13 protein-coding genes are annotated in these 11998 nt (G+C 50.4%); 5 read left to right on the forward strand and 8 right to left on the reverse strand.

Annotated elements, in window-relative coordinates; translation table 11 throughout:
* Positions 1-51: 51 nt before the first annotated feature.
* The 3 genes from F6Q11_RS06110 to F6Q11_RS06120 all read right to left on the reverse strand — a co-directional run bounded on the left by F6Q11_RS06110 (position 52) and on the right by F6Q11_RS06120 (position 1376).
* Positions 52-585 carry a chorismate mutase gene (locus tag F6Q11_RS06110; RefSeq protein WP_297027271.1) on the reverse strand — a complete coding sequence of 178 codons (534 nt, stop codon included), beginning with the start codon at positions 583-585 and terminating at the stop codon, positions 52-54.
* Positions 586-715: 130 nt separating this feature from the next.
* The gene (locus tag F6Q11_RS06115) at positions 716-1054 is read right to left on the reverse strand and encodes a carboxymuconolactone decarboxylase family protein (protein ID WP_297027274.1); all 339 of its coding nucleotides are present in this window, start codon (positions 1052-1054) and stop codon (positions 716-718) included.
* Positions 1055-1139: 85 nt separating this feature from the next.
* Positions 1140-1376: a helix-turn-helix domain-containing protein gene (locus tag F6Q11_RS06120; protein WP_297027278.1), complete on the reverse strand. Its 237-nt coding sequence runs from the start codon at positions 1374-1376 to the stop codon at positions 1140-1142.
* Positions 1377-1520: 144 nt separating this feature from the next.
* Between F6Q11_RS06120 and hutH the strand changes: the two genes are divergently transcribed.
* Positions 1521-3011 (forward strand): histidine ammonia-lyase, encoded by a 1491-nt coding sequence (gene hutH / locus F6Q11_RS06125; protein ID WP_297027282.1) that lies wholly within the window; start codon positions 1521-1523, stop codon positions 3009-3011.
* Positions 3012-3018: 7 nt separating this feature from the next.
* Here hutH and F6Q11_RS06130 read toward each other — a convergent pair whose 3' ends face one another.
* Together F6Q11_RS06130 and F6Q11_RS06135 are read right to left on the reverse strand one after the other, a co-directional pair.
* Entirely contained in the window at positions 3019-3363 is a 345-nt protein-coding gene (locus F6Q11_RS06130; RefSeq protein ID WP_297027285.1) for a hypothetical protein, read from the reverse strand.
* A 68-nt stretch (positions 3364-3431) separates the two neighbouring features.
* A complete protein-coding gene (locus F6Q11_RS06135; protein ID WP_297027288.1) occupies positions 3432-4847 on the reverse strand; it encodes an APC family permease in 1416 nt (471 codons plus the stop codon).
* A gap of 105 nt (positions 4848-4952) precedes the next feature.
* On the opposite strand from F6Q11_RS06135, the gene hutU reads away from it, so the two are divergent.
* Positions 4953-6617, forward strand: a complete 1665-nt coding sequence (hutU, locus tag F6Q11_RS06140; RefSeq protein WP_297027290.1) for a urocanate hydratase — start codon at positions 4953-4955, stop codon at positions 6615-6617.
* Positions 6618-6619: 2 nt separating this feature from the next.
* Positions 6620-7852, forward strand: coding sequence for an imidazolonepropionase (hutI, locus tag F6Q11_RS06145; protein WP_297027292.1), 1233 nt, complete (start codon positions 6620-6622; stop codon positions 7850-7852).
* On the opposite strand, the gene F6Q11_RS06150 is transcribed toward hutI, so the two are convergent.
* Together F6Q11_RS06150 and F6Q11_RS06155 are read right to left on the reverse strand one after the other, a co-directional pair.
* Entirely contained in the window at positions 7822-8628 is an 807-nt protein-coding gene (locus F6Q11_RS06150; RefSeq protein WP_297027296.1) for an MEMO1 family protein, read from the reverse strand. The two genes, hutI and F6Q11_RS06150, sit on opposite strands and share 31 nt — an antisense overlap.
* Positions 8625-9224 carry a TIGR00296 family protein gene (locus tag F6Q11_RS06155; RefSeq protein WP_297027298.1) on the reverse strand — a complete coding sequence of 200 codons (600 nt, stop codon included), beginning with the start codon at positions 9222-9224 and terminating at the stop codon, positions 8625-8627. Before F6Q11_RS06155 ends, F6Q11_RS06150 begins: the two co-directional genes overlap by 4 nt.
* 166 nt (positions 9225-9390) lie before the next feature.
* Here F6Q11_RS06155 and F6Q11_RS06160 point away from each other — a divergent pair, with 166 nt between their 5' ends.
* Together F6Q11_RS06160 and F6Q11_RS06165 are read left to right on the forward strand one after the other, a co-directional pair.
* Positions 9391-10539: an amidohydrolase gene (locus F6Q11_RS06160; protein ID WP_297027300.1), complete on the forward strand. Its 1149-nt coding sequence runs from the start codon at positions 9391-9393 to the stop codon at positions 10537-10539.
* Positions 10536-11462 (forward strand): LD-carboxypeptidase, encoded by a 927-nt coding sequence (locus F6Q11_RS06165; RefSeq protein WP_297027302.1) that lies wholly within the window; start codon positions 10536-10538, stop codon positions 11460-11462. Before F6Q11_RS06160 ends, F6Q11_RS06165 begins: the two co-directional genes overlap by 4 nt.
* Before the next feature lie 97 nt (positions 11463-11559).
* Here F6Q11_RS06165 and F6Q11_RS06170 read toward each other — a convergent pair whose 3' ends face one another.
* Positions 11560-11778 carry a hypothetical protein gene (locus F6Q11_RS06170; RefSeq protein ID WP_297027304.1) on the reverse strand — a complete coding sequence of 73 codons (219 nt, stop codon included), beginning with the start codon at positions 11776-11778 and terminating at the stop codon, positions 11560-11562.
* Between the last annotated feature and the right edge of the window lie 220 nt (positions 11779-11998).

Consider the following 11998-nt stretch of genomic DNA (forward strand, 5'->3'; position numbering starts at 1 on the left):
TGGAGACGAGAACCTTTCCGAGGCGACCTTCTTTGCCTATTATGGCTGCCTTCAGAATATCACCCTGAGAGAATTGCCCGTATTTCTCAGACGCAGGATCTCCGGGAATATGGTCATGCGCCCTCCGTCGATCATCACGGGAAATCCAGATCCGATATCCAGCGTGTTTTCGCAGGAACGGTCGGAAGGGACAAAATGTCCACCGCTTAAGGAACAGCCGCTGATAAAGCTGTCTGGCAAGCGGGACCCATATATCTCCATGCCTGGCCTGCACAGGAACAGACCGAGTATGAAAAGCATATCCTCGCGGCCTCCAGCTATCTCAACCGGATGATCCATGACCGGAGATCCCGTCTGTTCCAAGATTGTCGCCTCGAATATCAGGTTGAGTATGGGGTTGTCGCTCTTGAGCTCCCTCCGCACGCTAGCCTCTCTCTCCGGATCTCTTATCTGCATACCATGGACGTTCTTTATTGCCGCGATCTGCTTCGCAAGATCCATGCGTTCATTCATCAGAAGAACAAGCTTTCTGGTATTTTCAAGAACTCTTGCCCTGAGATCCTCAAGGTCTATAAAGTGAACCACCAGACTTCATAATGCGTGAATATGTCTATCATTCTTAAATTTTCTCATAATATACCAGAAAAAAAGAAAATAATTGTTATTGAAATACGATGGATCTATTATAAATAATATATAAATTATTCAACAGCATCTATTTCTTTTTCAGCTGATCTATCGCATCCGCCATTATCTTGACGTTCATTAGGGCTGGCGTCCCGGCCATGATCGCGGCTATATAAGATGTTTCAATCATCTCGTCCTCAGTGCAGCCAGCTTCGAGGCACTTTGCTGTGTGGTAAGTTATGCACCACTCGCACTGCAGTGCCAGGGATAGGGATAGGGCTATCAGCTCCTTGGTCTTGATGTCCAGCGATCCCATCCCCAGTGTAGATTCCATGAAGGACAGAAACCTCTCGGTCAGTTCCGGTTTGACCCTCCTGCTTAGCCTAAAAACATCGTTTATTTCACCAAGTTTTTCCGAAGCATCCATGTTCAATTATGACATTATATTACATCAAATTTGTTAAATGTGCAGGATCTGCATGCAGAGAAAATATTAAATCATAGTTGTATCTTTAATGATCTTCTGATATCTTTATGCAGTAGTATCTCCTGCGTGTATCTGACAGACATATCTGAATATCTATCAGATTCGCTTCCTTCAGGACCTTCACGGCATACATCACGGAACGCCTGGAAAGCCCTGTTGATTCCATTATGCGTGCCATATCCGATATCTTTTCATTCTTGAGATACGAGAATACCAGCCTGACCGAGAGAGGGAATTCCCTTATGTCCACCGTTGGATACACATGTCTTCACCGTCGTCAGATATAAAAAACTTTTGATAGATCGATCCCGAAATTCCGTATAATATCGGCGATGATCGAAATTTTGGATGATAGGGAATTCACATATACAGCAAAAAACATATGATCCGTTATGTTTTCAATGGTATGATAGAGATAGATGGAAGATCACTGAGGGTTGAGGATGTCTATGCCGTTGCAGTGGAAGACGACCAGGTGACCATAAACGCGGATACCCTCAGGGCAGTTGAGGAAAAGCATGAGTCGTTCCTCAGGCTAATAAACTCAGGCAAAACGGTGTATGGCGTCAACACCGGATTCGGAAGCCTCCTGAATGTGCATATAGAGCGGGATCAGGAGATCGAACTACAGAAGAACCTCATAAGGAGCCATTCATCAGGCGTTGGCGAATATCTTGACAGGAGGTACGTGAGGGCCATCATGGTTGTCCGGCTTAACAGCCTCGCGGCCGGTTACTCCGCAGTATCCTCGGACCTTCTCAATATGATCGCCGAGATGCTGAACAGGGACGTTACTCCGGCGGTGCCGAAATATGGATCCGTTGGCGCAAGCGGTGATCTGGCACCTCTGGCGCATATCGGGTTGGCCATGATGGGAGAGGGCAGAGCCCTCCATGAAGGCCGGATCATGGATTCGGCAAAGGCCCTTGAGAAGGCCGGCCTGAAACCGTATCAGTTCAAGGAAAAGGAGGGCGTGGCGCTCATAAATGGCACATCTTTCATGTCCGGAATACTGAGCATAGCCATAATGGACGCACACGATACGCTTGAAAATGCCATAAGATCCGCGCTTCTCTCCTTCGAGGCATTGAGCGGAACGTCCAAGGCGTTCACCCCCTGGATCCTTGGTGCAAGGCCACACCTCGGCCAGGTTGCAATAGGAAACAGGTTCAGGGAGTACCTGAACGGAAGCGACATCGTGAAGAGAGCTGACGCCAAGAAGGTTCAGGACGCATACACGCTCAGATGCATACCTCAGGTCTATGGTTCGGTTGCCGATGTCCTTGACTACGTTGAAAATGTCGTTTCCGTTGAGATAAACTCTGCAACCGACAACCCGCTGTTCAATGGCGAGGAGGTGGTTTCAGGTGGAAACTTCCATGGAGAGCCCGTGGCACTGGCCGCAGATTTCCTTGCCATCGCGCTGACCGATCTGGGCAACATGATCGAGAGACGGATAGCGAGGCTTGTGGACACGAACCTAAGCGGGCTTCCGCCCTTCCTGACTCCTGACAGCGGCCTCAACTCCGGCTACATGATACCGCAATACACGGCGGCGGCGCTTTGCAACAGGAACAAGGTTCTCTCTTATCCATCATCTGCAGACACCATACCGACATCAGCGAACCAGGAGGATCACGTCAGCATGGGCGCCACTGGTGCATTGAAGCTTCTGGAAATAATAAGCAACGTACGCTACATAATCGCGATAGAGTACCTGCTTGGATCTCAGGCTCTCGAGTTCACGGATAAGAAGGCATCGCCGTCTACCTTGAGAATCTATGAGAAGGTCAGGGAGAAGGTTGAAAAACTTGATCGCGACAGACCCCCATCATTCGATATAGAGAATATAAGGAAGATGATGGATATGAAGGAGTTCATATCCGCCCTTCAGTGAAAGATTTTCAGAATGTTAAAAATTCATAATCCTTTTCGGCCAGGTCCTTTATTATCGGGCCGACCATATCGATTTTCAGGTTCTGTATCTTCTGAAGATCGTTGGTTATGTTGAAATTGTTTGCAACGACCTGGCATGCAACAGGCTTCTCTCCGAGGGCGGCGAAGTCGTCGAGCATCTTCAGGACGTCTCTGTCCCCCTCAGCAACAAGGCGCTCTACCGGGCCAAAGAGTATCAACCTGACATCGTTGAAAAGCCTGTTCTTCTTTGCCACATTGGCAAATGTCAGAGCCGTCAGCACCTTTTCCTTCTCGTTCTTACCCGACGAGACGATGACCGCTATGTTCTTCATGATTATATTTATTATAATTTGATATTTAATCTTATTGAATTATTGAGACACAAAAAGAAAAGGAAATTTCAGGTCTCTTCGACTGCAAATTTTCCGATATCCGTTATCCTCTCAGGCCTCATGGTGCCATACGTGTATCCAAATATCACGGCAAAGAGTACGTATGCCAGGCCTATTATCACCGCGGCCGTTATCGGGTTGCCTTCCGTTATGGATGTGAACGCGGAGTAATAAATTATCACCGCACCAGCTATTATGGATAGAAGCGGCAAAACCATGTGGGTCACCGCATTCATCCTGAGTCCATTCTTCCTGATGTAGATAGGAAGCGATGCGTTCACCAGAAGATGCGTGAACAGCAGTGCAAATATATTTATGGAGAACAGGATCAGTGCACCTTCAAATGGCCCATAGAATATCGAAGGAATTATCGCTATCACTATGCCGCCTATCTCGAGGATCATCACCGATATGTACGGTGAATGGTGCATGGGATGCGTCCTCGTCACGCCTTCCGGAAGTACTCCATCCCTGCCGAGAGAATATATGACACGTGATACAGAGGACATAAGGGATACGTTCGAACTCAGGTAGCTGTTCACAGTGAGTACTATCAGAATTATCCCGGCTGCGATGCCTCCGTACCTCTCGAAGATGATCACGCCTGGATCAGGCAGCGTTGAGAAGGAAGGCATGTTTGCAACTCCGTATCCCACGGTCAGCGCGTATGCAGGTATGAGCAGCGCGGCTAGCAGCACGATCATTGATATCCATATGGATCTCCTTATGGTCCGTATGGAACCCTTTGTTTCCTCCGCAAGCGTTATCACCGTACCGGATCCTGCAAAAAGCGGTATTGAGAATATCATGGCGAAGAATAGGAGCGAGAAATTCCCGCCGATTGGCTTCAGCGTGAAAACGTTCAGAGTGTTTCCGGAACCCACCCGTATCGCTATGATGATACCCATGACTATCAGAAAGCCTATCTCTATGGAGGCGCTGATCATCGAATAGTTGAGTGACGGCCTCAGTCCCCTGTAGCCCAGATAGAACGTGAAGAATGCCACTACAGCCACGAAGGCTATCCATATATATGGAATGTGTTCCAGGGATGGTGACACGTAGTAGAGGAATGTGGCGAAACCAAGCAGCCCGAAGGCCGCAAGGGAGAAGAACTGGAACATGACGTACCAGAGGGCCGTTATGAAGCCAGCCCTATTGCCCATGGATTTTGCCACGTAGCCGTAGTATCCGGAGGCGCTTCCAGTGTACTTCGAAAACTGGTAGTTCGCATTCAGGAATAGGAAGTAGATGGCCCATGCGAATAGGACCGCAAGAGGCGTGCTCCCGTAGGCGAATCCTGCCGTGATGACGAGCAGTATCGCCACGTCTGCCGCAGGGGCAACGTATGAAACCCCTGAAATACTGCCTGCGCCAATCCTATCTGGTTTGGTTTCAAACCCTGAGACTGCATGACATATCATGAAATTAAATATATTTAAATTTCGCTATATCTTTGTATTATTTTTATTATGAATATGAAACAAATAATTTGCAAAGAAATAAATAAAGACTTACGATTTATATCTATGGAATCAAAGGCAAGAGAGATCCACGCCCCAAGGGGCAAGACAATGAACACGAAGGGATGGGGTCAGGAGGCTGCATTGCGCCTGCTCATGAACAACCTTGATCCCATGGTTGCCAAGGATCCGGCCAACCTCATAGTGTACGGAGGGAAGGGCAAGGCCGCCAGGAACTGGGAGGCCTTTGACAAGATCGTGCAGGAGCTCAAGAGGCTTGAGAATGATGAGACGCTCCTCATACAGTCGGGAAAGCCAGTTGGAGTTTTCAAAACAACGAAGGATTCACCAAGGGTGCTCATAGTCAATGCACAGATCGTACCGCATTGGGCAACGGACGACGTTTTCTGGGATCTCGAAGCACGCGGCCTGACCATGTTCGGTCAGATGACCGCTGGATCATGGATATACATAGGTACGCAGGGCGTTCTGCAGGGAACCTATGAAACCCTTTCCGCACTGGCCAGGAAGGAGTTCGGAAAGGATGATCTCTCCGGAAAGTGGGTTCTCACCTCCGGATTGGGGGAGATGGGTGGAGCGCAGCCACTGGCCATAACCATGAACAACGCCTCAGGAATAGTGGTTGAGGTGGATGAGGAGAAGATCAGGAGGAGGTTGAGGGACAAGTACCTTGACACATGGACCAGCAGCCTTGACGAGGCTCTTAAGATGAAGGACGATAGCCTTGCAGACGGCAGGCCAACGTCGATAGGCCTACTCGGGAATGCCGCAACTGTATACGACGAGCTCATGCGGCGCAAGATTGTTCCAGATGTCGTTTCGGATCAGACGGCAGCGCATGACCTCAACCTCGGGTACATACCCGAGGGTTACACTGTGGAAAGCGCGGCAAAATTCAGGGATGAGAACAAGGAGGAGTACATAAAGAAGGTCTACGCATCAATAGTCAAGGAGGCAAAGGCCATACTCTGGTTCCAGAGGCATGGGTCGAAGACGTTCGACTACGGCAATAACTTCAGGACAAGGGCGCTTGAGGGCGGAATGAAGGATGCCTTTGATATACCCGGATACGTGCCAGCGTACATAAGGGATCTCTTTGCCATAGGCTCTGGCCCGTTCAGATGGGTTGCACTGTCCGGAGATCCGCAGGACATATACAGGATCGATGACGCCATAATAAAGAACTTCCAGAAGGACCAGCACCTTGTCAGATGGATAAAGCTTGCGAAAGAACGCGTGCATTTCCAGGGCCTGCCCGCCAGGATATGCTACGCCAGCTACGGGGAGAGGGAGGAGATCGGGCTGATGATAAACGATATGGTGCGATCGGGCGAGCTTCAGGCGCCAGTTGCCATCGGAAGGGATCACCACGACACCGGATCGGTGGCCTCGCCGTACAGGGAGACGGAGAAGATGAAGGATGGGAGTGATGCGATCGCTGACTGGCCCATACTGAACGCACTGCTCAACGCGATTTCAGGTGCCACCTGGGTTTCCGTGCACCATGGCGGCGGCACCGGCATAGGAAATGCCATACACGCTGGATTCGTCATCGTCGCAGACGGGACAAAGGATGCAGAGGAGAGGATAAAGCGCGTTCTGAACGCAGATCCAGGCATAGGCGTCATAAGGCATGCGGATGCAGGATACGAATCCTCCATAGACATAATAAAGAAGGGCCCGAAGTTCAGGTATCCGTACATAAACTGATCATGAAGGCGCTGACAAACCTTTCCCAGATAGCAACGGGAGAGGGCAGATCATTTTTATCTGGCGAGAGGCAGAGGGAAGTCCGGGTATACGAGAACCATTCAATACTGATCAGAAACGGAAAGATCGAGGATATAGTGAGGGATGTTCCGCCAGGCATCGAGGCCATAGACTGTGGCGGGGGCATAGCTGTGCCTGGATTCGTGGATCCGCACACGCACGTGGTCTTCGCCGGCAACAGGGCGCAGGAATTCTACATGCGCAGCAGGGGCACAAGCTATCTGGATATACTCAGATCCGGAAACGGCATATACAGGACAATAAGGGACACGGCGAAGGCAGACATCCGCAGGATACTGGATGAGACTCTGGCCAGGGTCTGGTCGGCCATCAGAAGGGGAACGACAACGATGGAGATGAAGACCGGCTATGGCCTTGATAGGACAGGAGAGGAGAAGATCCTTTCTGCCATTGAAGGGATAGGGAGAAACGCCCCAATCAACGTCGTACCCACATACCTTGCCCACGTCGTACCACAGAACGAGGACGAATATTCCTATGTTGATCGCAGCCTTGAAACGGTGTCAGCAAACAGGGGGAGGATCTCGTATGCAGACGTGTTCTGCGATGCAGGCGCGTTCAGTCCTGAAGCTTCCAGGCGTTTTCTCAAGGCATGCATGGAAGAGGGCATACCGGCAAGGATGCACGCCAATGAGATAGAGAACATCGGATGCGTGAAGAATACTCGCGGCATGCACATCGCCTCATACGACCACATGATCCACTTCGATGACGATGACCTGGAGATCGTGAAGGCAAATCGATCCTCCATCACCCTGCTCCCGATAACCGTATTCTCGCTGAATGAATCCTATCCTGATGCCAGAAGAATCATCGAATACGGGATCCCAGTTTCCATAGCCACCGACATATCACCCCTGAACATGAACGATGACATGATATTCGCCATGCACCTTGCCGTCAGAAACAACCACATGACCGCTGAGGAGGCCGTCAACGCAGCGACCATCAATCCGGCCGCGTCACTCGGACTGGCTGACAGAAAGGGAACAATCGAGAGGGGAAAGGACGCCGATGCTGTGGTCATATCCGCTGGGAGCTACGATGAGATACCATACCTCTATGGCCTTGACCTTGTATCCATGACCATTTCAGGGGGGAGAGTAGTCTACAGGAGGGCGCATTACGGCACAACTGATACAAGCGAACCGTAGCCCACGACCTCCGAGTAATCCCCTGTCACGTCTCCGGAGTTGGAGTGGTTCAGGAAGATCATCTGGCCGCCTCTCTTCCGCGTGTAGTACATCAGAGATGCTATAGCGCCGTAACCGCATGCGGTCACATTCTCTTCCTCAAGAACAGAATAGAATTTATCAAGATCAAGGGTCTTTATGGCTGATATCAGATCCATGTCCTTCTTCTCAACGGTCTTTGCACTTTCATAGTGCGTGAAATCTGAGCTTGCTATGAAGATGAATGGATCACTGATCCTGAGCAGCGCCTCCCCTATATTTCTGGCAATCTCCATCTCCTGATCGCCGAGTATCACCGGAACGAATCTGAAGGCCTCACCGAACATGTACTGCAGGAAAGGTATCTGCACCTCGACAGAATGCTCCATGCGGTGTGATTCCTCATCCTTTACTATGTAATCTGAGTTTCTGTAGAGTTCCTCGGCCATCCTTTCATTTATGATCGCGTCGCCCAGCGGCGTTGACCATTTGCCTTCAGGGTAAAGGGAAGCGTACGGCGTTATCGGCCTGTGGTTTGGGCCTATTATAATGAAGTCCCTTATGATGGACTTCTCTATGGCGCGGTAGGAATACATGGCGGTGCGCCCGGAGTATATGATGCCAGCATGCGGCACTATGGCACCGATAACGCTGCCGCTTATGTGTTCCTCAGGAACGGCGAAGGATGATAGCAGGGAATAGAGTTCGTCCTTCCTCTCTGGATAGAAGTAACCTGCTACTGCAGGTTCTCTCTTCATCGTTTTTCCACCACCCCTTCCGGCTCCTTCTCCCCGAAGACGGTCGCCTGAAACTTGCTGATCTTTACCTTCTTGTATTTCCAGCAGCCTTCCCACAGGCCAGCCTTCTCGCACAGCGCCTCCAAAAATTCTTCAGGGTTCATCCTGTACTCTGTGGCAACCTGTGGCAGCAGGAGGCCGCTGGCTCCATTGTAAACCGCAATAAGCCCGTCCCTCCCTATGTGTATGGCCCTGGGCCTGTCCTCAGGGTTGACCGTTATCTCCACCGGCTGCGTGAGTATCGAAACTTCGAACGTCACATGTGCAATTTCTTCAGGCTTCATGGGTTCGAACCGCGGGTCCTCTGTGGCGGCATAGACGCTGCTCCTAACTATGCCCTCGCCAAGAGGATAGTATGGTTCAGGAAAGCCTATGCAGCCCCGGAGGTTGTTTCCAGGATAGGTGTTTATTGTCGTGAATACACCGTGCTTTTCCTGGAATATTGGATCAGCTGGAGGATCCGGAAGCTTCTCATTCCTGAGATATGAAGAGGCGGCCGACCTTGCAAGCCTCACCGCCTTCGTGCCGATATCGAGGCTTATATCAACTTCAGCCATTGACATACTGAGATCATGCAAAATCAATCTATAAATGTGATCCAGATCAGCGGCGACGCGTTGATGCCCGTCTCATCCTGTATCGTAATTACACGCAAAGCGTGCGGCTCTCTGTTGATGTCCGATGGAAAAAGGTTTAACATCAATGCTGTCATGCTACAGCAACATGAGAAGAGAGATCAGGGAAGAGACCCTTGAGGTCTCCCGCAGGATATACGAATACGCTGAACTTGGCAGCCAGGAGTACAGGAGTTCAAAGCTCATGGCTGAACACCTCTCCAGGCATGGTTTCACCGTGGAGATGCCCTATGGCGGCATGGATACCGCCTTCAAGGCCACATGCTACAGAGGTGGACCCACAGTTGGACTTCTAGCCGAGTACGATGCCCTTCCGAACGGGCACTCCTGCGGACACAACCTGATCGCTGCATGGGCCCTCGGCACGGCTGTAACCCTATGTGAGGATTTCGGAATCTCCATAACTGTCTTCGGAACACCATCGGAGGAGGGCATCGGACCATATGCAGGAAGCAAGGCCATACTGGTTGAGAAGAATCTGATAAGGGACGTTGACTTCGTCATGGGCATGCATCCGGATGATCGCTGGGCTGTCGGGTCCGTATCACTCGCCGATCTTACCATTGAGGCTGAGTTCAGGGGCAGATCTTCGCATCTCCTTGGGCCGGACTACGGCATCAACGCACTGGCTCCGGCCATAGAGACGTATATAGCTCTCAACAACCTGCGTTCCTCCATATCGGACCTGAAGCGGCCGGTGATAGGCATGATAATAAAGGAAGGTGGCAAGGCTTCCAACGTCATACCCGATCGATCGGTGATGGAGATAGATCTGAGATCATCGAAGCGCACGTATCTGGAGGATCTATACGGAAAGACGAGGGAGATCATCGCAAGCATTTCACGCATGCACAGCTGTGAGTTTACGATAAGGGATGTTACGCCACTGTACGATGAATACATCAGCAACGAAACCATTGATGACATGCTCGAGGAGGAGCTCAGGTCTCTTGGCGTAGATCCGGTCAACATACACCGCGTCAACGAACCTGCAATGGGAAGTACAGATGAGGCGAACGTCAGCCACGTTGTACCCACCGGACACATAGATGTAAAGATCGTCCAGCCATCGATACCAGCGCACACCGATGAGTTCAGGATGGCTGCGGATCCGGACAGAGCCGCAGAGGTCCTTACGATCGGCATAGAAGCGGCAGCCGGTGCCGCAGCGAAGATCGTGAGAGACCGCAGCCTTATGAAGAGGATGAAGAATGAATTCAAGGAGGCGATCAGATGAGGATAAAACCACCAAGGCTCAGAGAAGGTGATGAGATTAGGATCATCGCACCCGCCAGTGCTCCGGACATGAAAAACCTATCAAGGTCAATCGCCAGGCTGAAGAAGTCGGGATACAAGGTGACGCTTGGCAGGAACATAAAAAAGCTCATGCAGATGAACCAGCTGGCGGCACCAGATACCAGCAGAAGAGATGAGCTCATGGAGGCTTTTCTTGACGACCACGTCAAGGCCATATTCTGCGCCAGAGGCGGCTATGGATCGATCCATATACTCCCGTTGATAGATTATGATGCCATAAGGGATCATCCGAAGATATTCGTAGGCTACAGCGACATAACGGCACTGCATCTCGCCCTTAATGCAAGGGCATCGCTGATAACATTTCACGGCCCAATGCCAGCCGCAGATCCAGATAAATTTTCAAAGAACGACTTCAAGGATTTCGTGGATATATTGAAAGGCGAAACGACGCACCTGAATTCCGATGTTGAGAGGATAGTGCGCTACATAATACAGGGAAGGGCTGAGGGCTTGAGCATGGGCACGAACCTTTCCGTCTTCTCCTCGCTGATAGGGACAGGGTATCTTCCCGATTCCCAGGGGAAGATACTGTTCGCTGAGGATACGGGAGTGACGTCGGGCGACATTGACCGTTACCTCTTCACGATGAAGCTTGCAGGGATCCTGGACAAGTTCGAGGGCTTTGCATTCGGAGAGTTTAAGAGCTACGTTGACCCTGAGGATCCGATGCCGTTTGTTGAGGACATAATAGAGATGTACATGAATTCATTGAAGAAGGTGTCGATATACGGACTTCCCTTCGGGCATGGAGAGGACCAGATGATGATACCCCTCAACGCCAAGGTTCGCATATCATATGAGGAACCATACGTGGAACTTCTCGAAAACGTCGTGGACTGAATCTGAGACCGGCGCACTGTGAAATTAGACCATATTCATAAAAATAAACAGATTCATTATGAAAACAGCATGCACATAGCCTGAATGATCTTCACATTCACTGATTTTTGCTTCTGCTGTTAAGCCTTGGCTTGGGTATTATAACGACTAGGGCGATTATGCCAATAACCAGCAGTGCAAGGCCCCATTCAAATTCGCCTCTGTTGATGCTGCTTATGACTGACTTTATGACCAGGCCGAAGAGGTATCCACCCACTATGATGAATACAAGGGCAACCACTCCTGTGATGAATTTCGCTGTTATTCTGAATGCCATAGATACACCTCTTTATCATCGCATGCGTACCTTTCCTGAATAGTCACCCGGCGTCATCACGCCATATGCGTGGTTCTATGCCGGTGATTCACGGGGTTATGATACACGCAGTGAGCCACTCCTACGCTGAAGCATCGGAGCTTCCTGATTCAACGACCGACATCCGCCTGTACGGATATATTCCATGCAAGCCCGAAGTTGCGATCTCCACAGGCGTGAA

It is taken from the genome of Thermoplasma sp., assembly GCF_008709555.1.
In the GTDB taxonomy this organism is placed as follows: domain Archaea; phylum Thermoplasmatota; class Thermoplasmata; order Thermoplasmatales; family Thermoplasmataceae; genus Thermoplasma.